Source organism: Kribbella sp. NPDC006257 (assembly GCF_040613535.1).
Lineage (GTDB): Bacteria > Actinomycetota > Actinomycetes > Propionibacteriales > Kribbellaceae > Kribbella.
This window is the reverse complement of sequence record NZ_JBEXSJ010000056.1, coordinates 1-22,026: the sequence shown is the minus strand read 5'-3', so window position 1 is coordinate 22,026 and position 22,026 is coordinate 1. Positions and strand designations below refer to the sequence as shown.

Here is a 22,026-nt window from a genome sequence, read left to right as displayed (position 1 = left end):
GGCGATTAATCCCATGTTTTGCCGGGATCGTAGCGCTCGCTGCGCTCATGATCCATACTGTGAGCCGAATTATCTGCTCAAACATCCCATCTATGAGCTGCTTGAGGGGTCTCATGCCACGCATCACGGCCGTGCACGTCACCGACGTCCGCTTCCCGACCTCGCTCACCCAGGACGGCTCGGACGCGATGAACAAGGACGGCGACTACTCCGCCGCCTATGTCGTCCTGCGCACCGACGACGAGGACCTGTGCGGCTACGGATTCACCTTCACGATCGGCCGCGGCAACGACCTCTGCGTCGCCGCCGCACAGCAGCGCGGCGCACCTCTGGTCGGCCGTGACGTGGACGAGCTCTGCGCCGATCTCGGCGCGGTCTACCGGGAGTTGCAGTCCGACACCCAGTTGCGATGGCTCGGCCCGGACAAGGGCGTCGTCCACCTCGCCCTCGCCGCGGTCATGAACGCCGTCTGGGACCTCGCGGCCCGGCGAGCCGGGCTGCCGCTGTGGCAGCTCCTGGCCGGGATGTCCCCCGAAGAGCTGGTCGCCGCCGCCGATCTGACCTATCTGTCCGACGTTTTCACCCCCGACCAGGTGATCGCCTTCCTGGCCGGCCGAGAAGGGGGCCGCAAGCAACGGATCGACGAGATCGCGGCCACCGGATACCCGTGCTACACCACCTCCGCGGGCTGGCTCGGGTACTCGGATGCCAAGCTCCGCAGGCTTTGCGAGGAAGCGGTTGCCGAGGGCTACCACCATGTGAAGCTCAAGGTCGGCGCCAACCTCGACGACGACATCCGGCGGTGCGGGATCGCCCGGGAGGTGCTCGGTCCCGAGGGAAAGCTGATGATCGACGCGAACCAGGTGTGGGACGTTCCGGAGGCGATCGACTGGGTCCGCGCCCTGGCCCGGTTCGACCCGCTCTGGATCGAGGAACCGACCAGCCCGGACGACATCCTCGGCCATGCGGCGATCCGGAAGGCGGTCGCCCCGATCGGGGTCGCGACCGGTGAGCACGGGATGAACCGGGTGCTCTTCAAGCAGCTGCTGCAGGCCGGCGCCATCGACTACTGCCAACTCGACGCGGCCCGGCTGGGCAGCATCAACGAGATCCTGGCGGTCTACCTGCTCGCCGCCTGGTACGACGTACCGGTGTGTCCGCACGCCGGCGGCGTCGGGCTCTGCGAACTCGTCCAGCACCTGGCGATCTTCGACTACGTCGCGGTCTCGGCGTCGCTCGAAGGGCGCGTGACGGAGTACGTCGACCATCTGCACGAGCACTTCACCGACCCGTGCATCGTCCGTGGCGGTGCCTATGTTCTCCCGGCCGCCGCCGGATACAGTGCCCAGATGCACGAAGACTCGGTCGACACCTTCACGTACCCGACGGGGTCGTACTGGGCGTCGCAGACCCTCGGACAACCAGTGCCGTGATCTCCCAGACGGACGTCGTCGTCCAGGGCATCCGGAACCTGATCGTCGAGGGCAAGCTCCGGCCGGGCGACCGGTTGCCGGTGGAGAAGGACCTCGCCGAGGCCCTCGGCGTGTCCAGGAACCCTTTACGGGAAGGGGTTCGCGCCCTGTCGGTGATGGGCGTGCTGGAGACCCGTCGTGGCGACGGCACCTATGTCACCACGCTCGACTCCTCGTTGCTGCTGGCCCCGATGGGGTTCGTCGTCGACCTGCACGATCGCAACGGCGCGCACCACCTGCACGCCGTACGACGGATCCTCGAAACCGAAGCGGCCGGGCAGGCGGCCAGGTCGATCGGTCCGGACGAGCTGGCCGAAGCCGACCGGATCCTGGCCCGGATCGAGGCCGAACTCACCAAGGACGCACCCGATCACGAGGCGATCATCGACGGCGACATCGCCTTCCACCAGGTCATCTCCAAAGCAGCCGGCAACCCCGTCCTCGCGGCGTTGATCGACGCGCTCGGCGGCCGGACGATCCGGGACCGGCTCTGGCGTTCGCTGAGCCAGCACGGCGCGGACGAGGCGACCCATGCCGAGCACCGCGCGATCCTGGCAGCCCTCACCGCCCACGACCCGGATCGGGCCCGCACCTACATGTCCGCCCACTTGTTCGCCGTCGAGGACTACCTCCACCAACGCCCACCCAGCGAAGAGGTCCTCCCGGGCTCTTAGCCGGCCACGGCGTACAGGTCGGCCGAGGAGCGGCCGGCCCGCCACAGCCGGGGCGACGGATCGAGCAGCCGGATGCAGGCGCCGGTGCGGTCGGCGAACACGGCGTACCAGCCGAGCGGCGTACGGACGGGTGCCATCAGCCAGTCCAGCCCAGGGTGTTCGGCGAAGAATTCGGCCACATCGCCGACGTCGTACACGCCGCCTGCGCCGAGCGCGCTCTCCGCGGGATCACGCACCAGCACGATCGTCGGATCCCCGTCGCGGGCACCGAGCATCGCGGTGTCGTCGTCGGGCCAGCCGAGCGGCTCGAGACCCAGACTCCGGTAGTAGTCCACGGTCGCTTCCAGGTGGTCGACCGGCCGGAGTTCGAACAGCAACTTCATCAGAGTCCCTCCTCCTGGGTTCGCCGGGCGGCGCCCGGCCGTTGGGTTCTGGTACGGCGGACCTCGTCGGCACGGTGACCCAGTTCGGAGATCCGGTCCGCGAGCCCCGGATGGTCGCGGACGAGCCGCGGTCCGGCGTCGGCCAGCGGGCCGAGCAGGGCCACGGAGTCGTTGTCGCCGAGCGCGTCGTGGATCCGGTCGACGCTGTCCTGGGTGGATCGGTCGAGCCCGTCCAGCGCACTGACCTGACCTGCGAGCCGCCGAAGGTCGGCAGCGTTGTCCCGCGCCCAGGAGGCGACGGCCCGCTCGCTGGCACGCCGGTCCCGGGCCGCCTGGACCCGCTGCTCTCCGGTCATCGCCGAGTCGGCCGACCGTGGACTGATCCGCAGATATCTCCGCTCGGCAGCCTGCCTGCTCGCCACCCCGAGCGCCGGCGCCAGCTGTGCCCAGCTGACGCCGGTCGCCCGGGCATGGTCGATCAAGATGGGTTCCCACTCGGCCAGTTGCTCCCGCACCGCCCGGAGCCGGGCCAGCGCCTCGAGCCATCGATCCCCGTCGCTGCCTTCGTCTCGGAGCGCGCCCGTGACGAAGGCCAGCGCGTCGGTTGTCTCATCCAGACCTGCGGGCGGCTCGGCTCGGTGCATAGGGGATCTCCTGGCTGTGGGATCGATCAGGCGTCGATCTGGCGAGCTTCGCTCTCCGAACCGGTGATGCTGATCTTGCGTGGCTTGGCCTGCGCGGCAACAGGAATCTTCACTGTCAGCACGCCGTTGTCGTACTCCGCGGAGATCTGCTGCGTGTCGAGGGTGTCGCCGAGGAACAGCTGCCGGGAGAACGCCCCCAGCGGCCGCTCGGCCACCTGCATCTCGACTCCTTCGGTGACCGCCGGCGGACGCCGTTCCGCCTTGACGGTCAGCACGTTGCGCTCGACGTCGAGCTCGATCGCGTCGCGCGGAATCCCCGGCAGGTCGAAGACCACCACGTACTCGTCGCCGGCCCGGTAGGCGTCCATCGGCATCGGGTTCGGTCGCGACCAGGTTCCGGCGGTCGAGCCACCGGTGAGCTGCTGAGCCAGCCGATCCAACTCGCGGAACGGGTCAGTGCGCATCAACATCGTTCCACCTCCAGACTCTCTTGATCGTCGGTGTCAACACGCAGGACTGTTCTAGCACGTCATCGAATGGATGACAAGTATGCGGTGTCATCCATTCGATGACATGTTTTCCGAGGGGTACCGACGAGTCATGGTGTCGGTGTGGAGAGCTACCGCTGAGATTCCGTCGTACGCCGCGTTGAGTGCCGATGAGGAAGCTGATGTGGTCGTGATCGGCGGCGGCTGGATCGGTCTGACCACGGCGTTGCTGCTCGCCCAGGACGGCGCCGACGTCGTACTGCTCGAAGGCGGCCGACTCGGTTCGAGGACCAGCGGGAACACCACCGGCAAGGTCACCTCCCAGCACGGCGCCATCTACGCCGACCTCATCGAACGCCACGGCGAAGACAAGGCCCGCCTGTACGCCGAAGCCAACCAGGCCGCCGTCGATCGGGTCGCGGAGCTCGCCGACTCCCTGGAGATCGACTGCGAGCTCACCCGCACCCCAGCTTTCGTCTACACCACGGACTCAGCCGAGAAGCTCAAGCGTGAGTCCGACGCAGCGACCTCCCTCGGCCTCCCGGCGCATCTCACCGATGGGCGAGAGGTCGGTGTGCCGGCGAGCGCGGCGGTGCGGTTCGACGACCAGGTGCAGCTCCACCCGGTGAAATATCTCGGCGGCCTTGCGGCAGCGCTGACTCGTCTCGGCGGCCGGATCTACGAGCAGACCAGGGTCGTCGACCTGGACGACTCTGTTGTGGCCGGCACCGAGAGCGGCCCACAGGTTCGTGCCCGGCACGCGGTCGTCGCGACCCTGCTGCCGTTCGGTCTCACCGGCGGCTACTTCGCCCGCACGCGACCGCAAGAGTCCCACGGCATCGCCGTCAGACTGCCGACCGAGGCACCGACCGGAATGGCGATCTCGATCGACTCCCCCGTCCGCTCCACCCGCCCCTGGCCCGGCGGCGGCCCGAACGGCCTGATCGTCGTCGGCGGCGGCCACGAGACCGGCACCGTCGAGGACACCGAGGCGATCTACCAAGGGCTGGCCGACTGGGTCAGCTCGACCTGGGACCATGCCATCCAGGCCGAACACCGCTGGTCGGCCCACGACTACAGCACCCCGGACCTGGTCCCGTACGTCGGCAAGTCACCCGGCCACAGCTCGATCCTGATCGCCACCGGGATGCACAAGTGGGGGCTGAGCAACGGAATGGTTGCCGCAGGCATCCTCTCCGACCTGATCGCCGATCGCCCCAACCGCTGGCACAGCCTGTACGACGCGCGCCGGATCGGCGACGCGCACGCTGTCGCGAAACTCCTCAAGGACAACCTCAAGGTCGGCAAAGACTTCGCCACCGGACACCTCAGCCGCGCCCTGCACACCGACAAGCCGGTCTGCACGCATGCCGGCTGTGCGCTCACCTGGAACAACGCCGACACCACTTGGGACTGCAGCTGCCACGGCTCCCGTTTCGCCGCCGACGGCGCCGTCCTCGACGGTCCCGCCACCAAGCCTCTCGATCTCAGCTGAGGGACCCGCGTTCGGATTCCGGGCAGCTGCGCACGGGCGGGAACGATTTGCCCATCGTGACTGCAAACTGAGATCACTGGCCGGCGCGTACTCCGGCCGCGAGGGGCCCTGATGGAGCGAATCGTGCTGGCGATGAAGGCAGTCGCGGAGACGTTGGGCTATCCGATCGAGCTCGACGAAGCGTTGAACCACATCACCCGAGGCGCAGCCGATGCCGTTCCCGGGATCGACCACGCCAGCATCTCGCTGACCGCCAGAGGCGGCCGGATCCAGACCCTGGCGCCGACGGACCGGGTCGCGGTCCTGCTCGACGAACTCCAGTACTGCCTCGGCCATGGTCCGTGTCTGGAGGCAGCCCTGCACGAACCGTGGGTGCAGGTCGACGACTTGGCCGAAGACACCCGCTGGCCGGCGTACGGGGCTCGCGCTGCGGCGGAGTACGGGATCCACTCCCAGCTGGCGTTCCAGTTCGACGCCGATCCGCACACCCGCGGCGCGTTGAACCTGTACGCCGCCCGGCCGTACGCCATCGACACGGACACCCGGCAGCTCGGCTCGATGTTCGCCCAGTTGGCCGCCGTCGCCCTCGGCTGGTCACGCCATGACAGCACCATCGGCAAAGCACTGCAGAGCCGCCAGCAGATCGGTCAGGCCGTCGGCATCGTGATGGAACGCTACGGGCTCGACTCTGACCGGGCGTTCTCGTTCCTGGTCCGAACCTCGCAGACCAGCAACACCAAACTCCACGACGTCGCCGCCGCCCTCATCACCCAAACAGCCAACCGCACAAGGTAGCGCCCCTCGGCTGATCGATTGCCGCTCAAGCGGGTACAGGACCTCTATGAAGGGACCACGGCCTACAGACGAGGTTTCCAGCCAGATCTGGAGATCGCTCTTCTTCACCGCGCTCGGCTTGACGATGACCCTCGCCGGCGTCCTCTCGCTAGCCACCGGCACCGGCTCCGTCGGTGTCGCGATCACCCTCTTGAGCGTCGGCGTTGTTCTGGTCGTGGGCGGCGCGTACCGCAGGCGGGGCCAACGGCCTTAGCGGTGTTTTGGTTGCCAGGTGCCGTGGGTGTAGAAGTCTGGGAACGGTCCGCCGGGTGCGACGGTGTGCGGTCGTCCGCCTGTCGCGGAGAGGATCCAGAGGCTGCGCGTGGTCGGCGTGACGGCGGTGACGACGAGGTGCTTGCCGTCCGGCGCATAGCGCGGTTGGGTCGCGCGCAGTTGTTCGGTCCGCAGGTTGGTGAGCTTCTGCATCCGCGTGCCATCGGGGTGGATCCGGTACAGGTTGGAGACTTGGCAGCACTGGAACTCCGCGAGCGGATACGTGGAGAACACGATCCAGCGGCCGTCCGGCGACCAGGTCGGCGATCCGGCGAACATCGCCGGATCGGTGAGCCGACGCTCGTCGGTGCCATCGGCGCGGATCGTGAAGACAGCCGTGCCGGTAGGACGACCGTCGACGTACGGGTCGCGCCAGTACGTCAGCCGCTTGCCGTCCGGTGACCACGTCGGGTTGTACTCGCGGTCGCACTCGGTGCCGCGGTTGCTGGTGATCTGACGCGCCGCGCCGGTACGCCGATCGCCGATCCACAGACTGCAGTCCGCCGGCAGCCCCTCGTCGCTGAACGGCCCTTGGTACCGGATGAACGCAACATGCCGGCCGTCAGGGGCATAGGCAGGCTCGTCGTCGCCGGCACACGGATCGTTGCACTGGAAGAGCTGCCGCGACTTGTGCTTGACCGAGTCGTATTCGTAGATCAGGTCGCCGTGCTCCGACCGCGAGATCAACGCGAGATAGCGCCCGTCCGGTGACCAGTCCGGCAACAGACGTTCCCCAGGAGCATCGGTGGCGACCTCATGGTTGCCGCTCCCATCCGGCCGGATGAGCCACACACCTTCCTGACCCGACCGGCTGGACTGATAAGCGATCCACTGCCCGTTCCCGGTCCGCGCTGCGTCCGCCGACGCCGCACTCGGAGCCGAGAGCAAACTCACCCCGACAACCAACCCCAGAACAACACCAAGCTTCTTCCGCATTGGGTCCTCCCCCGACTTCCCACATCGTAGGACTCAAGAACGCCTACCGGAAGAGACGAACGCCGGTGCTGCGAGTGCGACGATGGCGTGATGGACGAGCTCCCGACCGAACATCTGATGGTCAGCGACGCAGCCTGGTTCTTGTTGCTGCGCCGAGGGAGGTGAGCACCACGATCGCCGTCAGGCCGACGGTCAGCCAGCCGAGTCGGTAGTCGATCCCGCTGCCCTGACCGGCGATGGCGACGGTGGTCGCGACCATCGTCGCCGTACCGATCTGTGCGGCCGTATTCAGCAAGCCCGCAGCACTTCCCTCCTGCTCAGCCGGTACGGCGAGGCCGGAAGCGTACGCCGCTACTGCTCCCATTCCGTTGCCCAGACCAGCCAAGACCAAGCCGGCGACGAAAGCACCCGTCGCGGGAGAGAACCACGCTGCGGCAGCACCACCCACGATCAGCAGCAAGCCAAGAATCAACGGCCGGCGAGGACCCACCCGTGGCATCAACCGTCCCGCGACCGCCGCCGCAAGCACGACAGCCGCGCTGAACGGCAGGATCATCAAGCCCGCAGCAGCCGGCCCGAACCCCTTGTCCTCCTGGAGATAAACGGTGCCGACGACAACGAACGAACTGGTCGTAGCCGTAATACCGAAGGACCCGATCAGACCCCCCACGAAAGCCGGCCGCCACAAACCCTTCGGCACCAAGGGCGACGCCGTACGCCGCTCGCCCAGCACCAGCAACCCCGCCGCCACCAAACCCACGAGCCCCAGCCCGACCGGGATCGGCCACGCTTCCCCGACCGCGTTCGCAGCAGCGACGACCGCCCCGACCGTCGCCACCTGCAACACCACCGACCGCGGAGCGAAGCCGGCCGAAGTCCTCTCGGCCGATCGATCGGGTGGGATCACCCGCAGCAGTACGCCGATGAGGACGCCGGTGGCCACCAGGTTGCCCCAGAAGATCGCCCGCCAGCTCACCGCGGACGTGGTCAAGCCACCTACCAGGAGACCGGCCGCACCGGCCAGCCCGCCACAGGCGTTCCACGCTCCGAGAGCCCGATCCCGGGCGGTCTTGGTCGGACTGCCCCGGCTCAACAGCACCAGCGCGTTCGGCACCGAGATCGCGGCGGCCGCGCCCTGGATGCCACGCCCCGCGACCAGCAGGCCCATCACCGGAGCCGCTGCGGCGACGACCGAACCGATCGCGAAGATCACCAGCCCTGCCAGCAGCACCCGGCGAACTCCGAACCGATCGCCCAGCCGCGCGGCAAGCAGCAGCAGGCTGCTGAACCCGACCGCATAGACCGGCACCAGCAAGCCCGCCTGAGACAGCGATCCGCCCAGGTCGGCGAGCATCCGTGGCAACGCGGACACGACCACGGTCACGCCCATCACATCGACGAACTGGACCGCGCACAGCGCGACGAGCCGACCACGAGAACTCTCCATACCGTCGACGCTAATGTAACGGTTTTACACGTTCAAACCGTTAGCGTGTTGCCCTAGACTCGTCAGCATGAGCTGGCAGTGGCTGGAGGGCTACCCGTCCCTCGATTTCGCCAACACGGTCATCCGTCGCGGCTGGACCGAGCACGAAGCGGTGACCTCGGTCGACGACCTCGAGTCCTGGCTCGACGCGGCGGCCCTGCCCGCTCCGCGGCCCACCCAGGTCACGCAAGAGGATCTGGAAGCATTCCTCACCGTCCGCGACGCGGCCCTACGGCTCCTTCGCGAAGCCACCGGCCACGGCACCCGGCACGCTTCCGACGTACGGACACTCAACGAAGCCCTCCTCCGTACGCCGGAAGTGAAGGTTCTCGGTGACGACGCCGAGTCGACGGCCTCCCAGGTTGTCGGCCCCGCGTCCCCGTTCACGCTCCTGCTGGCGAGGCTCGCTGCCGAGGTGCGCGACGTACTGGCCGGCGCCCGCGACGACCTGGCTCTCTGCGACGCCCCGGGATGCGGTCAGCTCTTCTTCCGGCGTCGTACGAACCAGGCCTGGTGCGGTCCCGGCTGCGGCAATCGCGCCCGCGTGGCCCGCCATCACGCGACAACTTCCCAGTCCTAGTTCGGCGCCTCTTGACTGCCCTGTGACCTTGCCTTAACTTTTGTCGAAGCGCTTCGACAAGAGCGTTTTCGATGAGCGAAGCGGGTGGCGGCTACAGATGAAGTTCACGGACGGCTACTGGCAGCTGCGCCCAGGATTGACCCGGTTGCGCCCGGCGGCGGTAGAGAGTGTCGAAAGCACCGAGCGCTCGCTGGTCGTCTTCGCGCCGGCCAAGCAGATCATCGGCCGCGGCGACACGCTCAACCAGCCGCTGTTCACCGTCACCCTCAGCTCACCGGCCGCGGGCGTGATCGGTGTCCGGATCGAACACCACAGCGGCGGCCTGCACCCGCGGCCGGCCTTCCAGCTGACCAGCGACGACGACCATCCGGTGAAGGTGGAGGTCGACGAGGACACCGCCCGGCTGACCAGCGGTGACCTCACCGCGGTGGTCAAGCTCGACGGGCCCTGGGACCTGCGGTTCGAGCGCGACGGCCGGGTGCTGACCGATTCGTCGGCCCGCAGCATCGGGCAGATCACCGATCAGCAGGGCCGGCAGTACCTGCACGAGCAGCTCGCACTCGGCGTGGGCGAGACGGTTTACGGCCTTGGTGAACGATTCGGCCCGCTGGTGAAGAACGGCCAGGTCGTCGACATCTGGAACGCCGACGGCGGCACCTCGAGCGAGCAGGCGTACAAGAACGTTCCGTTCTACCTGACCAGCGCCGGGTACGGCGTACTGGTCGACACCCCGTCGCTGGTCTCCTTCGAGGTCGGCTCCGAGGTGGTCTCCCGCAACCAGTTCAGTGTCGAAGGACAAGCGCTCACGTACTACGTGATCGACGGCCCGACTCCGAAGGACGTCCTCCGCCGGTACACCGCTCTCACCGGCCGCCCCGCGCGCATCCCCGCTTGGTCAATGGGACTGTGGCTGTCCACGTCGTTCACCACCGACTACAACGAGCCGACCGTCACCAGCTTCGTCGACGGGATGGCCAGCCGCGACCTACCGCTCAGCGTCTTCCACTTCGACTGCTTCTGGATGCGCCAGTTCCACTGGTGCGACTTCCACTGGGATCCGGTGGCGTTCCCCGATCCCGGTGGGATGCTGCGGCGGTTGAGGGATCGCGGGCTGCGGATCAGTCTGTGGATCAACCCCTACATCGCCCAGCGGTCGGTACTCTTCGAGGAAGGCCGCAGTCTCGGCTACCTGCTGAAGCGGACCGACGGTTCGGTCTGGCAGTGGGATCTCTGGCAGGCCGGGATGGCGATCGTCGACTTCACGAACCCCGGCGCGACCGAGTGGTTCCGCTCCAAGCTGCAAGCACTGATCGACCTCGGCGTGGACTGTTTCAAGACCGACTTCGGCGAGCGCATCCCGACCGAGGACGTCGTCTGGCACGACGGCTCCGACCCGCAGCGGATGCACAACTACTACCCGCACCTCTACAACAAGGCCGTCTTCGATCTGCTGACGGACAACCGCGGCGAGGGCGACGCAGTACTGTTCGCGCGGTCGGCGACGGTCGGCGGACAGCAGTTCCCGGTGCACTGGGGCGGCGACTGCGAGTCGACCTTCGAGGCGATGGCGGAGTCGCTGCGCGGCGGTCTGTCGCTGGCCTCCTCCGGCTTCGGCTACTGGAGCCACGACATCGGCGGCTTCGAGGGAACTCCCGATGCGGCGGTCTTCAAGCGCTGGGTTCCCTTCGGTCTGCTGTCCTCGCACTCCCGGCTGCACGGCTCCGGTTCCTATCGCGTGCCGTGGGCCTTCGACGAAGAGGCTGTCGGCGTACTGCGTCGTTTCACCAAGCTGAAGATGTCGCTGATGCCCTACCTGGCCGTCGTTGCCGAGGAAGCGCACACGGACGGTACGCCGATGATGCGGCCGATGGTGCTGGAGTTCCCCAACGATCCGGGCGTCGCCTACCTGGATCGCCAGTACATGCTCGGCCCCGACCTCCTGGTCGCGCCGGTGATGAGCAAGGACGGCGAGGTGCGGTTCTACCTGCCCGAAGGGACCTGGACGGACCTGATCACCGGTGAGCAACTGGCCGGCAGCCGCTGGGTCACCCGGTCCTACGGCTTCGACGGATTGCCCTTGCTGGCGAGGCAAGGCGCTGTGATCGCCTTCGGTGCAGTGGACGACCGGCCCGAGTACGAGTGGGCCGACGGCGCCGAGTTGCGCTGGTACGCCCCCACCGAAGGTCAGGTGGCTCGCGTTGGTCTCCCCGGGCCGAACGGGGAGACCAATGCGGTCATCGAATTGACGCTGGTCGACGGCAACGCGGAGTACAGAGTGGTAGAAGGCCAGGCCGACCTCACGGTCACGGTGGTAGGCAATGCCTGAGCTGTACTACGGCGGCGACTACAACCCCGAGCAGTGGTCCCCCGAGGTCTGGGCCGAGGACATGGCTTTGATGAAAGCCGCCGGGGTGAACCTGGCAACGGTCGGCGTCTTCTCCTGGTCGAGTCTCGAGCCCGAGCCCGGCCGCTACGAGTTCGGCTGGCTCGACCAGGTGCTGGATCTCCTGCACAGCAACGGCATCCGGGCGAACCTGGCAACTCCGACCGCGTCACCACCTCCTTGGTTCAGCCTGGCTCACCCCGACGCGCTGCCGGTCACCGCGGACGGCGTACGGCTTCTGCATGGCAGTCGGGACACGTACTGCGTCTGCGCACCGGCGTATCGGGAGGCGGCCGTCGGAATCGCGAAGGTGTTGGGTGAACGCTACGGCGACCACCCTGCCCTCGCGATGTGGCATGTGCACAACGAGTACGGGTCGACCTGCCACTGCGATCACGTCGCCGTGGCGTTCCGGAGTTGGCTGCAACGCCGGTACGGTGACCTGCCCGCGCTGAACGCAGCTTGGACGACAGCCTTCTGGAGTCAGGGCTACTCGGCCTGGGAGCAGGTCTTCCCACCCCGACGGACGCAGTACCTCCCCAATCCCTCGCAGATGCTGGACTTCCGCCGCTTCCTCTCGGACGAACTGCTCGACGCCTACCGCGAACAGCGGACCGTACTCCGAGGCTTCAACCCCGACATCCCGATCACCACCAACTTCGTCTTCGGCCCCTGGGTTCCGGTCGACCACTGGCGCTGGGCGCGCGAGGTCGATCTGGTTGCCATCGACCACTATCCCGGCAGCGCCGGAATCGAAGCAGAGCAGGACACCGCGTTCGGAGCGGACCTTGCCAGGGCCTGGGGTGGTGGCCGCTGGCTGCTGATGGAGCAGGCGGCCAGCGTGATCAACCAGGGCGGGCGCATGAAGGCCAAGGAACCCGGCCGGATGACCCGCAACAGCCTGTCCCACCTCGCGCGCGGATCGGCCGGCGCCCTGTTCTTCCAGTGGCGAGCTTCCCAGGGTGGCGCCGAACGCTTCCACAGCGGAATGGTTCCGCATGCCGGTCCCGACACCAGGGCCTTCCGCGAGATCACCGAACTCGGCGCCCTGTTGCCGCGGCTCGCGGAGGCCGACCCGGCCGAGGTCGAGGCCGAGGTGGCGATCCTGTGGGACGCCGAATCCTGGTGGGCGACCCAGGGCCCCGCACTGCCGTCGCCCCAGATCGACTACCTGGCAGCGGTCCAGGCCGCACATCGGCAGCTCTGGAACCTCGGCGTCCCGACCGACTTCGCACAGCCGTCGTCCGACCTGACTGCCTACCGGGCCGTGATCGTGCCGTCGCTCTACCTGGTCTCCGACGAGGCCGCCGCCGCTCTCAGCCGGTACGCCGACGGTGGCGGCCAGCTGCTGATCACGTCGCTGAGCGGGATCGCGGACCCGACGACGCAGATCCGGCTCGGCGGCTATCCCGGGGCGTTCCGCGAACTGCTCGGGATCCGGGTCGAGGAGTTCCAGCCGGTGGACGGCCGGATCGAGCTGGACACCGGTGCGATCGCCGAAGGGTGGAGCGAGCGGGTCCTGCTCGAAGGAGCCGAAGCGATCGCGCACTACCAGGGCGGCACTCTCGACGGGATGCCGGCGATCACCCGGCACGCCAACGCGTGGTACACGTCCACGTGGCTCACCGACCCGGCGTACGAGGCTCTGATGGAGCAGGTCGTCCGTGCTGCCGGGATCACGCCGCCCGGTCTGCCGCGGGGCGTCGAGGTGGTCACCCGGCGCGCCGGCGATACGCAGTACCGGTTCGTTCTGAACCACACGACCGAGCCGGCCGGCCTGCCGTACGGCGGTTTCGACCTGGTCACCGGAGAAGTCACCGGAGACCGGTTCACCGTCCCGGCCGGCGGCTGGGCGGTATTACGGAATTCGACCGCACCGACAGGTTGACGCGCGAATACCTGGCTGTAATAGTGCTGCTATTCCAAAGTGTTTCCGCCCCATCGACAGTATTGTTTTCGAAGCGCTTCGACAATCGTCGCACCGGACCTCGGAGCGCGTAGTTTCCCCTGCCCCCGGCGGGCGTCGCCCGCCGTCTTGTGGTTCCGCCTCGAGAGGGAGATGAGCATGTCGAGAACCTGGAAGATCGCCACTGCGGTCGTGGCAACCCTGGCCGCGTCGTTCGCGGCCGTACCGTCGGCAAGTGCAGCAACCTGGCAGTCGTCGGACAAGTTCGGCAGTTGGTCCAACGGTGGCTACACCGTCCGTAACGACGTCTGGGGTGGAGGTGCCGGCCCGCAGACCATCTGGGCGAACTCCTACAGCAACTTCGGAGTCTGGGCCAACCACCCGAACACCGGCGGCGTCAAGTCCTACCCGCACTCCGCCAAGAACATCGGCAAGCGGATCAGCGCGCTCGGCACCTTGACCAGCAACTTCAACGTGAGCCGCCCCGGCAGTGGCGCCTACGAGACCGCCTACGACATCTGGGCCGGCAACAACGGCTACGAGATCATGCTCTGGATGAACAAGCAGGGTGCGGTCGGGCCGATCGGCTCGAAGCAGACCTCCGCGTCGGTCGGCGGCCACAGCTGGGACGTCTACAAGGGCAGCAACGGCTCGAACCAGGTCTTCTCGTTCATCCGGACCGGGAACACCAACTCCGGCAGCGTCGACATCAAGGCCGTGATGAACTGGCTCAAGTCGCGCGGCTGGATGGGTGACGAGACGATGGGCGAGGTCCAGTTCGGATTCGAGATCACCTCCTCAAGCGGTGGCTTGAACTTCACCACGAACAGCTATTCCGTGACCTCCAACTAAAGCGCATGGCGATGCGGCTGCGAGCCCTGGTGAATTCGCAGCCGCATCGCTTTTCCGGCGCTATTCAGTATCGAAATCCTGTCCTATTCCGCCGGACCTCCGGCGGATTTTCCACGTCCGGACTTGACAGGCCATCGCGCTCACTCGACGCTGGTCACTGGAATACCATGGTCGAAGCGCTTCGATCTTGTTCGACAAGGAGATACCAATGGTCACCATCGCCGATGTCGCCCGTCATGCCGGGGTGGCGGCCAGCACCGTGTCGTACGTCCTCAGCGGCAAGCGGTCGATCTCGCCCGACACCCGCGACCGGGTGAAGGAGAGCGTCCGGGTCCTCGGCTACCGCCCCAACGCCAGCGCCCGCGCACTGGCCAGCCAGCGGTCGAACGTGCTGGCCCTGGTGATCCCACTGCGGACCGACATGCACGTGCCGGTGATGATGCAGTTCGCCACCGCGGTCGTCACCACCGCGCGCCGGTTCGACCACGACGTCCTGCTGCTCACGGCCGACGAGGGCCGCGAAGGCATCGAACGGGTGGCGCAGACCTCCCTGGTCGACGCCATGGTGGTGATGGACGTCGAGCTCCACGACGAGCGGATCCCGGTCCTGCGTGAGTTGTCGATGCCGTCTGTACTGATCGGGCATCCGGCCGACACCGCCGGCCTGACCTGTGTCGACCTGGACTTCTTCGCGGCCGGCGAACGCTGCGTCGATCATCTGGCGGACCTCGGCCACCGCTGCATCGCGCTGCTCGGTACGCCGTCGACGGTCTACGAGCGGCAGACCGCGTTCGCCCAGTGGACGCTGGACGGCTTCTCCAGCGCGGCCGAGCGGCGCGGGATCGTCGGCGTGGAGACGCCCTGCGAGCACACCTTCGACGCCGTCCTCAGCACCGTCGAGCAGTTGCTCCGCGACCACCCGGGCATCACCGGCCTGGTGGTGCAGAACGAGCCGATCATCGGTCCGCTGCTCGACGTGTTGCGCCAACTCGGCCGCCGGGTGCCGGAGGACATGTCGCTGATGGCGATCTGCACCGACGACTTCGCCGAAGGCCAGGTCCCGCAGCTCTCGTCGGTCGCCCTGCCCGCGGACGCGATCGGCCTGCAGGCGGTGGAGATGCTGATCAGCAAACTCGAAGGGGGGCAGGTGCCCGCGATGACCCTGCTGCCCGCGCAGCTGACCGCCCGCGCAAGCACCTGCCCTCCTCCTACTCGCGGCTGACGGTCAGACCGGTTCCCCGTAAGGGATTCCGAGGCCGTTGGTGGACAGGTAGACCCGGCCGTAGACCCGCGGGTCGCCGGCGATCGCGTCATTGGTGGAGGCGAACTGGTGCCGGTCGTCGTTGACCCGGACCCAGCTCTTCGCACTGTCGTCCGAGCGGAAGATCCCGCGCACCCCGGCTACCTTGCCCGAGGTGTAGACCGCCATCTCGGTGCGGCCGCGAGCGGCCTTGCCGAAGCCGATCGTGAACGCCTCCTCGATCGTCGTCACCTGCTGATAGCTGACCCCTTGGTCGGTCGAACGGAACAACCCACCGCTCCCGGCCGCGAGCCAGCAGTGACCGGCTCGGTCGAGCACAGTCTCCAGCTTGCCGGCTCCGGTCGGCAGACCTGTTGCCGACGGCAAGAAAGTGGCACCACCGTTCGTACTGCGGTACGCCGTACCGGTGGCTGCGTCGAAGGCATAGAACGAGCTCGGGTCGACCCGGTCCCCCACGACGGCCACCTGCGCCGGCAGGCCCGTCACGGGCGTCCAGGTGGCGCCCCGGTCCCGGGAGTAGTGCGGTACGACGTCACCCGGCACCCAGACGATCGTCCGGGCATCGGCACCGAGCACGATCTTGCCAGGCTGCGAAGACCCGGCCGGCTCCCCCGCGAACGGCTGCCAGCTCACCCCGCCGTCGGTCGAGTAAGCGCCGCGCTGCAGAGATCCGCCGTACGCGACCCGGACGACGAATCCTTCGGCCAGAGCCGCATAGTCCAGGCTGGGCGAGGTGCCCGACACCGGGTTGGCCGCCTGCCCGTCGGGCGGTACGACGTCCAGCCGGTCGTGCCGGTAGACCCCGATGTCGCCGAGCGCGCTGATCAGCGGCGCACCCCAGGGCGGACTGATCAGATCGAGCACCGCAGTCTCCTCGAGACCCTGTGCCCGGACCGACCAGTGCGTACTCCGGCCGGCCTCGGCGCCGGTGACGTCGTCGGTGCCGAAGATCGTTGCGCCGGTGACGTACATGACCTTGTCGGAGTCGAACGGATCGATCGAGATGTCGCCGATCATCCAGCCCAGCTTGGGCGTCCCGTGGAAGTTCAGGAACGGCGCCCCGGAGGTGTCGAGCACGATCCGCTCGGCGATCGAGTGCCAGGTCAGGCCGCCGTCGACGGAGCGGAAGATGTCGTCGACCGGACCCCACCTGCTCATCGTGGAGACCATCACCGTGCCCGGCCGGCGCGGATCGGTGGACAGCCCGGCGTACCCGAACCCGGCCTCGCCGCCGGTGTTCGGCCGCAAGGGGGTGATGTCGGTCCACTCCCCCGTTGCGGTGGCGAGCTTGTACACGGCGCCGTTGTACATCTCGTACGGGCCGGGCAGGTCGCCGTAGGTCACATAAAGGTTGCCGTCAGCCCCTAGTTCACCGTGGTGCGGCAACAACCCGGTCGGCTGCCCCGGCACCGGCGCCCAGGAGAGGCCACCGTCCGTACTGCGGTACAGCGGGCTCGCCTTGTCGGTGACGCCGGCGTAGATGGTCGGCGTCGGGCGGCCTCGCCGGGCGCCCCGGGGGTCGAAGAAGACGAACCCGATCCCGATTCCCGCGGTACCCACCGAGGGGAAGCTGTCGACCCGTGCCCAGGTGAGACCACGATCTGTGCTGCGCCACAGCCCCTGGTTCCGGGTGCCGAAGTACAGCACCCGGCCGTCCATCGGGTCCACGACCAGCCGCTCACCCATCGACCGCCCCGGCTCGTTGCCACCGAGCTTGAACGGCAGATCGGTACGCCGGAAGGTGCGCCCTTGGTCGGTCGACGAAAGGATCGCGCCGTTGATCGGCGACCACTCATTGGTATAGGTGCCGACGGCAAGGTAGATCCGGCTGGGATCGCACGGGTCCAGCGCCAGGGACTCCACCCCGGTCAGGCTCCAGTCGTCGAAGCCGACCCACTCGAGCAGCTGGACCCACCGCTTCGTCCGGACGTCGAGCCGGGCCGCGCCGCCGATGTCGGTCCGGCAGTAGACCAGGCCGCGTTGCTTGGGGTGATGGATGATGCCGGTGACGAAGCCGCCACCGACGATCTCGACGTTGCGCCAGCGATAGCGCCCGCCGGACCGGTCGGTGGTGGACTGCTGGGCAGCCGCGGCCGGCCCGGCAACGGTGGCGACCAGCGCCGTACCGGTGCCGAGGGCAAGGAACTGCCTGCGTGGAAGGGACATCTTTCTCCTCAGAACGGGACGGCGTTCGGGGCGGGCAGTGCTCAGCCTTTGACCGCGCCGATGATGACGCCCTTGGTGAAGTGCCGCTGGATGAACGGGTAGATCACCAGGACCGGGACGACCGCGATCACCACGATGGCCATCTTGATCGCCAGGCTCGGCGCGGGCGACAGGCCCATCCCGGACCCGCTGGTCACCCCGCCGGCACCGGTCGGCAGTACCTGCGCCTGCACGATGTAGGTCCGCAGCACCATCTGCAGCGGCCACTTGTTGTTGTCGTTGATGTAGAGCATCGCGTTGAAGAAGGCGTTCCAGTAACCGACGGCGTAGAACAGCCCGACGACCGCGACCACCGCCTTCGACAGCGGCAGGACGATCCGGCTCAGCACCGCGAACTCGCCCGCCCCGTCGATCCTGGCACTGTCGATCAGTTCGCCAGGGATCCCCATGAAGAAGGACCGCATGACGATCAGGTTGAAGGCCGAGATCGCCGTCGGCAGGATCAGCGAGCCGTAGCTGTTGATCAGGCCGAGGGCGTTGACGACCAGGTAGCTCGGGATGATGCCCGGCCCGAACAGGAAGGTCAGCAGCACGATGAACAACAGCGGCCGGTGCAGCAGCGATCCGGGCCTGGACAGTCCGTACGCCGCGAGCACGGTGAGCCCGAGGCTGAACGCCGTACCGACGAAGGTGATCAAAGTGCTGATCATCAGGGCCCGGGTGACGACTCCGCCGGACAGCAGTTGCACGTAGGCGGCGATGGTCAGCTCGCGCGGTACGACGACCAGGCCGCCCGCGCGGGTGACGGCTTCGGTCGTGGACAGGCTGGTGACGACGACGACATACAAGGGGAAAGTCACCAGCAAGGCCACCAGCGCCAGCACCACCGGCTTGCTGAGCCGGCCGAAGATGGATGGTTGCTCTTCCCACACCGGCCGGCCGGCCTCGGTCCGGGCGCGCTGCCGCGCGAGCCGGCGTGGCGTGCTCAAGGTCTCTGTGGTCATGATCGCGAATACACCCCTTGCTCCCCAATCAGGTGAGCGAATTTGTTGGCCACCAGTACCAGCACCAGCCCGACCAGTCCCTTGAAGAGCCCCGCAGCCGCGCCGTACCCGAAGTCACCGGCCAGCAGGCCCTGGTAGTAGACGTAGGTGTCCAGCACCTCGGCCGCGCCGCCGCCGACCGCGCTGCGCTGCAGGATGAACTGCTCGAAGCCGACCGTCAGCGCGTCGCCCAGCCGCAGGATCAGCAGCAGCACGATGACCGGCCGCAGACCGGGCAGCGTGATGTGCCACAGCCGCCGCCAGCGGTTCGCGCCGTCGGCGGCGGCGGCTTCGTACAGGGCGGGGTTGATCGTGCTCAGGGCAGCGAGAAACACGATCATCCCCCACCCTGCGTCTTTCCAGACCGACTGTGCCGTCACCAGCACGATGAACGTGTCCGGTTTCGTCATCAGGTCGACCGCGTTGTGACCGTGCTCGCGCAGGGTCTGCGCCAGCAGACCCGCACCGCCGATCATCTGCTGGAAAAGCGACACCACCAGCACCCAGGAGAAGAAGTGCGGCAGGTAGACGACCCCCTGGATGAAGGTCCGCAACCGGGTGGAGAGAACGCTGTTCAGCAGCAGCGCCAGCCCGATCGGGATCGGGAAGAAGAACACGAGCTGGAAGGCGGTGATGGACAGCGTGTTCACCAGCGCCTTCCAGAACGCGGGCTCGGAGAACAGCCGGCTGAAGTTGGCGAAGCCGATGAACTCGCTGCCGCGGATTCCGACGTACGGCGAATAGTCCTGGAAGGCGATCACGTTGCCGAGGGTCGGGAAGTAGTGGAAGACGCCGAGCAGCACGATCACCGGCGCCACCATCAGCAGCAGCGGCCAGTCCCGGCGCAACCGGTGCCGCCAGCCGGCCCCGCCCGGCCGCCGCGATCGGCGCAGCCGGGCCCGCCTGCCGGCCCGCCCGCTAGCGACCGTTGTCACTGAGAACCTTGGCGTAGAAGTCACGGCCTTCGTCGCCGCCGTTCTTGCGCCACTCCTGCAGGGCGACCTTGAGATCGCTGACCGGGCGCCGGCCGCGGAGGATGTCCTGCAGTTTGTCGTCGAACGGCTGGGACAGCGCCGCCATCTTGGCCGGCTGCTCGACCCGGATGCCCTCGAACAGGTTCTTCTCGCGCATCTTGACGGCCTCGTTCTGCCACTTGGTCATCGCCTCGACGTACCCCGGGTACTCGCTCTGCGTGGTGGCCAGCGGCCGGCCGCCGAGGAAGATGTACGTGCTGGCGACCTCCTTCTGGCCGAGCGCCGTCAGCTTCGGCGCGCCGGAGGGCTGCCGGGTGTAGTGCTTGCCCTCGACTCCATAGTTGTAGAGCTGGTTCTCCTCGGTGCCGAACGGCGCCGCGGTGTAGTTGAGTACGCCGAGCAGTTCCGCGATCCGGTCCTTGCCGACACCCTTCTTGACGAAGGTGAAGATGCCCGCCGGGTCGCCGCTCCAGACGATCGGCGTACCACCGTCGTGCGCGAACGGGGTGACGATCCCCATCCCGAACTTCGGGTTGATCGCCTGCTGGCGCTGGAGTGTCTCGGTCCAGGCTCCGAGGCCGTCCTGCCGGATCACGATCTGGCCACCCTCGAACAACGGCTTCTGGTCGACCGCGTTGTTGCCGACCACGGTCGGGTGCACGTAGCCGAGCTGGAAGATCCGGCGGACGAAGGCGGTCGCCTCCTCGAACTCCGGCGTCTCGATCTTGTTCACCAGCTTGCCGTCGGAGCCCTTCCGCCAGTTCGACGGTACGCCGAACGCCCGCTGCACCTCGTCGGCGATGCCGCCGAACGCCCACCGGTTGCGCTTGGCGTCGGTGAGCTGCTTGCCCAGCGCGAGCAGGTCGTCGGCGGTCTTCGGCGGCGCGGCGCCGACCTGGTCGAAGATGTCCTTGCGGTAGAACAGCGCCCACGGGAAGCCGTCGGAGGGGAACGGCACCGCCTTCAGCTGCGAGTTCCACACGCCGTAGGCCCAGGCCCGGGTCGGCAGGTTCGCCAGCATCGGGTACGCCGAGGCCTTGTCGCCGGCCAGGTAGGGGGTCAGGTCCTCGAACAGCTTGTCGACCGCCTGACCGAATCTGGTCAGGCCGGAGATGTTCCAGCCCGGGATGCAGAGCAGTTCCGGGACGTTGCCCGCGGCAAGCAGCGGGCCGAGCTTGTCGCCGTAGTCGTTACCGCTGAGGATGTTGAACCGGACCGGTGCGCCGATCCGCTCGTTGTTCGCGTCGAAGTAGGAGTTCTTGCCCAGTCCGGGCGGCAGCGGGGCCCACAGCGGGGTCATCGCCGAGACCTCCTTGCCGCTGTGCACCGCCTTGTCCGGCACCCCGCGCTTCAGTTCGGCGGGGTAATGGGTGAATCCCGGCGAGGCACCGTTCTCGCCCGGCAGGTCCGGCTTGACCGACTCGTACGCGATGTACTTCGGCAGCAGGCCGGTCAGCTTGTCCTCGGTCTCGGCATGGCCCTTGGTCGACGAACTGCCGTCACCGGAGGAGCAACCCGCCAGCGCGCCGCCGCCGGCCGCGGCCGCCGCGCCGGCGCCGAGCAGGGAGATGAAAGTCCGGCGGCTGGTCGAGCCGCCCACTGGTCCGGTCACGATGAAATCCCTCTCGTACTGGGAACGGTGGCCGTCCCGGGGTAGAATTAGTTGGGCTAGTAGCCAAACAAATTAGCTCACGCCGGATGGCTCCACAAGGTGTAGAACTGAAGCAGCCACAGGCGGCCCCGGCGACGAGTCGACAGGACGGACCTTGACCACACAGACCGCGGACCACACCGACGTCCGCGCCACCAACCTGGCCGCAGTGCTGGGCACCCTGCGCCGCGAGGCGCCCTGTTCGCGCGCCGCGATCGCGGCCGGCACCGGGCTGAACAAGGCGACCGTGACCAGCATCGTCGCCGACCTGATCGACCGCCGGCTGGTGCGCGAGACGCACCAGACGCAGAATCACGTCGGCCGGCCGGCCACCTTGCTGGTGCTGGACGGATCCGCCTATGCGGCGATCGGTCTCGAGGTCAGCGCACGCGGCCTGAGCGCCTCGGCGTACGACTCCGCAGGGGGTCAGCTGCTGCGCTGGCACCGGGCCGGACCCGGTGCCGACGCCGGAGGTCGACGGCGACCGGGCGGAGATCTTCGTCCGGGATCGCGGGAAGGGTTTCG

General features: G+C 67.8%; 20 protein-coding genes. 11 read left to right on the top strand and 9 right to left on the bottom strand.

The features are described 5' to 3' along the window. Nucleotides 1-113 precede the first annotated feature (113 nt). Both ABZ004_RS38655 and ABZ004_RS38650 read left to right on the top strand, forming a co-directional pair. A complete protein-coding gene (locus ABZ004_RS38655; protein ID WP_355687002.1) occupies nt 114-1,433 on the top strand; it encodes an L-fuconate dehydratase in 1,320 nt (439 codons plus the stop codon). Beyond that, complete coding sequence (locus ABZ004_RS38650) at nt 1,430-2,146, top strand: FadR/GntR family transcriptional regulator (protein WP_355687000.1); 717 nt, start codon at nt 1,430-1,432, stop codon at nt 2,144-2,146. The genes ABZ004_RS38655 and ABZ004_RS38650 overlap by 4 nt, the downstream gene beginning before the upstream one ends. On the opposite strand, the gene ABZ004_RS38645 is transcribed toward ABZ004_RS38650, so the two are convergent. Genes ABZ004_RS38645 through ABZ004_RS38635 form a run of 3 tightly spaced genes read right to left on the bottom strand, consistent with a single transcriptional unit; the run spans nt 2,143 to nt 3,643 of the window. Next, entirely contained in the window at nt 2,143-2,529 is a 387-nt protein-coding gene (locus ABZ004_RS38645; RefSeq protein ID WP_355686998.1) for a hypothetical protein, read from the bottom strand. The two genes, ABZ004_RS38650 and ABZ004_RS38645, sit on opposite strands and share 4 nt — an antisense overlap. After that, complete coding sequence (locus ABZ004_RS38640; protein ID WP_355686996.1) at nt 2,529-3,173, bottom strand: hypothetical protein; 645 nt, start codon at nt 3,171-3,173, stop codon at nt 2,529-2,531. The genes ABZ004_RS38645 and ABZ004_RS38640 overlap by 1 nt, the downstream gene beginning before the upstream one ends. Before the next feature lie 26 nt (nt 3,174-3,199). Next, nucleotides 3,200-3,643: an Hsp20/alpha crystallin family protein gene (locus ABZ004_RS38635; RefSeq protein ID WP_355686994.1), complete on the bottom strand. Its 444-nt coding sequence runs from the start codon at nt 3,641-3,643 to the stop codon at nt 3,200-3,202. A 130-nt stretch (nt 3,644-3,773) separates the two neighbouring features. Between ABZ004_RS38635 and ABZ004_RS38630 the strand changes: the two genes are divergently transcribed. The 3 genes from ABZ004_RS38630 to ABZ004_RS38620 all read left to right on the top strand — a co-directional run bounded on the left by ABZ004_RS38630 (nt 3,774) and on the right by ABZ004_RS38620 (nt 6,204). Beyond that, nucleotides 3,774-5,156 carry an FAD-dependent oxidoreductase gene (locus tag ABZ004_RS38630; RefSeq protein ID WP_355686993.1) on the top strand — a complete coding sequence of 461 codons (1,383 nt, stop codon included), beginning with the start codon at nt 3,774-3,776 and terminating at the stop codon, nt 5,154-5,156. Between the two features lie 111 nt (nt 5,157-5,267). Further along, nucleotides 5,268-5,951 carry a GAF and ANTAR domain-containing protein gene (locus ABZ004_RS38625; RefSeq protein ID WP_355686991.1) on the top strand — a complete coding sequence of 228 codons (684 nt, stop codon included), beginning with the start codon at nt 5,268-5,270 and terminating at the stop codon, nt 5,949-5,951. A 46-nt stretch (nt 5,952-5,997) separates the two neighbouring features. Continuing rightward, nucleotides 5,998-6,204: a hypothetical protein gene (locus tag ABZ004_RS38620; RefSeq protein ID WP_355686989.1), complete on the top strand. Its 207-nt coding sequence runs from the start codon at nt 5,998-6,000 to the stop codon at nt 6,202-6,204. On the opposite strand, the gene ABZ004_RS38615 is transcribed toward ABZ004_RS38620, so the two are convergent. Together ABZ004_RS38615 and ABZ004_RS38610 are read right to left on the bottom strand one after the other, a co-directional pair. Beyond that, the gene (locus ABZ004_RS38615) at nt 6,201-7,199 is read right to left on the bottom strand and encodes a hypothetical protein (protein ID WP_355686987.1); all 999 of its coding nucleotides are present in this window, start codon (nt 7,197-7,199) and stop codon (nt 6,201-6,203) included. The genes ABZ004_RS38620 and ABZ004_RS38615 overlap by 4 nt on opposite strands. A 121-nt stretch (nt 7,200-7,320) precedes the next feature. Next, on the bottom strand, nt 7,321-8,646 hold the full coding sequence (locus ABZ004_RS38610; protein ID WP_355686985.1) for an MFS transporter: 1,326 nt from the start codon (nt 8,644-8,646) through the stop codon (nt 7,321-7,323). A gap of 67 nt (nt 8,647-8,713) precedes the next feature. Between ABZ004_RS38610 and ABZ004_RS38605 the strand changes: the two genes are divergently transcribed. The 5 genes from ABZ004_RS38605 to ABZ004_RS38585 all read left to right on the top strand — a co-directional run bounded on the left by ABZ004_RS38605 (nt 8,714) and on the right by ABZ004_RS38585 (nt 15,628). After that, a complete protein-coding gene (locus tag ABZ004_RS38605; RefSeq protein WP_355686984.1) occupies nt 8,714-9,265 on the top strand; it encodes a CGNR zinc finger domain-containing protein in 552 nt (183 codons plus the stop codon). 97 nt (nt 9,266-9,362) lie between these two features. Then, nucleotides 9,363-11,591, top strand: a complete 2,229-nt coding sequence (gene yicI / locus ABZ004_RS38600) for an alpha-xylosidase (protein WP_355686982.1) — start codon at nt 9,363-9,365, stop codon at nt 11,589-11,591. Then, on the top strand, nt 11,584-13,536 hold the full coding sequence (locus ABZ004_RS38595; RefSeq protein WP_355686981.1) for a beta-galactosidase: 1,953 nt from the start codon (nt 11,584-11,586) through the stop codon (nt 13,534-13,536). Before yicI ends, ABZ004_RS38595 begins: the two co-directional genes overlap by 8 nt. A 177-nt stretch (nt 13,537-13,713) precedes the next feature. Further along, the gene (locus ABZ004_RS38590) at nt 13,714-14,406 is read left to right on the top strand and encodes a hypothetical protein (protein ID WP_355686979.1); all 693 of its coding nucleotides are present in this window, start codon (nt 13,714-13,716) and stop codon (nt 14,404-14,406) included. Between the two features lie 208 nt (nt 14,407-14,614). Further along, nucleotides 14,615-15,628, top strand: coding sequence for a LacI family DNA-binding transcriptional regulator (locus tag ABZ004_RS38585; RefSeq protein WP_355686977.1), 1,014 nt, complete (start codon nt 14,615-14,617; stop codon nt 15,626-15,628). A 3-nt stretch (nt 15,629-15,631) separates the two neighbouring features. On the opposite strand, the gene ABZ004_RS38580 is transcribed toward ABZ004_RS38585, so the two are convergent. From ABZ004_RS38580 to ABZ004_RS38565, 4 genes are read right to left on the bottom strand one after another with little or no spacing between them, the layout of a single operon-like run. Further along, complete coding sequence (locus ABZ004_RS38580; protein WP_355686976.1) at nt 15,632-17,833, bottom strand: carbohydrate-binding protein; 2,202 nt, start codon at nt 17,831-17,833, stop codon at nt 15,632-15,634. Nucleotides 17,834-17,874: 41 nt separating this feature from the next. Further along, a complete protein-coding gene (locus tag ABZ004_RS38575) occupies nt 17,875-18,837 on the bottom strand; it encodes a carbohydrate ABC transporter permease (RefSeq protein ID WP_355686974.1) in 963 nt (320 codons plus the stop codon). Continuing rightward, a complete protein-coding gene (locus ABZ004_RS38570) occupies nt 18,834-19,811 on the bottom strand; it encodes an ABC transporter permease subunit (protein ID WP_355686972.1) in 978 nt (325 codons plus the stop codon). The genes ABZ004_RS38575 and ABZ004_RS38570 overlap by 4 nt, the downstream gene beginning before the upstream one ends. Then, complete coding sequence (locus ABZ004_RS38565; RefSeq protein WP_355686971.1) at nt 19,795-21,462, bottom strand: extracellular solute-binding protein; 1,668 nt, start codon at nt 21,460-21,462, stop codon at nt 19,795-19,797. Before ABZ004_RS38565 ends, ABZ004_RS38570 begins: the two co-directional genes overlap by 17 nt. Before the next feature lie 154 nt (nt 21,463-21,616). On the opposite strand from ABZ004_RS38565, the gene ABZ004_RS38560 reads away from it, so the two are divergent. Further along, on the top strand, nt 21,617-22,026 hold a 410-nt coding region (locus tag ABZ004_RS38560), incomplete at its 3' end, for a helix-turn-helix domain-containing protein (protein WP_355686969.1).

Bases quoted from the DNA above. Each gene is read 5' to 3' on its own strand.
- ABZ004_RS38595 (WP_355686981.1), top strand. From the start codon at position 11,584: ATGCCTGAGCTGTACTACGGCGGCGACTACAACCCCGAGCAGTGGTCC.
- ABZ004_RS38610 (WP_355686985.1), bottom strand. From the start codon at position 8,646: ATGGAGAGTTCTCGTGGTCGGCTCGTCGCGCTGTGCGCGGTCCAGTTC.
- yicI (WP_355686982.1), top strand. From the start codon at position 9,363: ATGAAGTTCACGGACGGCTACTGGCAGCTGCGCCCAGGATTGACCCGG.
- ABZ004_RS38620 (WP_355686989.1), top strand. From the start codon at position 5,998: ATGAAGGGACCACGGCCTACAGACGAGGTTTCCAGCCAGATCTGGAGA.
- ABZ004_RS38590 (WP_355686979.1), top strand. From the start codon at position 13,714: ATGTCGAGAACCTGGAAGATCGCCACTGCGGTCGTGGCAACCCTGGCC.
- ABZ004_RS38585 (WP_355686977.1), top strand. From the start codon at position 14,615: ATGGTCACCATCGCCGATGTCGCCCGTCATGCCGGGGTGGCGGCCAGC.
- ABZ004_RS38640 (WP_355686996.1), bottom strand. From the start codon at position 3,173: ATGCACCGAGCCGAGCCGCCCGCAGGTCTGGATGAGACAACCGACGCG.
- ABZ004_RS38580 (WP_355686976.1), bottom strand. From the start codon at position 17,833: ATGTCCCTTCCACGCAGGCAGTTCCTTGCCCTCGGCACCGGTACGGCG.
- ABZ004_RS38625 (WP_355686991.1), top strand. From the start codon at position 5,268: ATGGAGCGAATCGTGCTGGCGATGAAGGCAGTCGCGGAGACGTTGGGC.
- ABZ004_RS38635 (WP_355686994.1), bottom strand. From the start codon at position 3,643: ATGTTGATGCGCACTGACCCGTTCCGCGAGTTGGATCGGCTGGCTCAG.
- ABZ004_RS38655 (WP_355687002.1), top strand. From the start codon at position 114: ATGCCACGCATCACGGCCGTGCACGTCACCGACGTCCGCTTCCCGACC.
- ABZ004_RS38630 (WP_355686993.1), top strand. From the start codon at position 3,774: ATGGTGTCGGTGTGGAGAGCTACCGCTGAGATTCCGTCGTACGCCGCG.
- ABZ004_RS38645 (WP_355686998.1), bottom strand. From the start codon at position 2,529: ATGAAGTTGCTGTTCGAACTCCGGCCGGTCGACCACCTGGAAGCGACC.
- ABZ004_RS38575 (WP_355686974.1), bottom strand. From the start codon at position 18,837: ATGACCACAGAGACCTTGAGCACGCCACGCCGGCTCGCGCGGCAGCGC.
- ABZ004_RS38605 (WP_355686984.1), top strand. From the start codon at position 8,714: ATGAGCTGGCAGTGGCTGGAGGGCTACCCGTCCCTCGATTTCGCCAAC.
- ABZ004_RS38615 (WP_355686987.1), bottom strand. From the start codon at position 7,199: ATGCGGAAGAAGCTTGGTGTTGTTCTGGGGTTGGTTGTCGGGGTGAGT.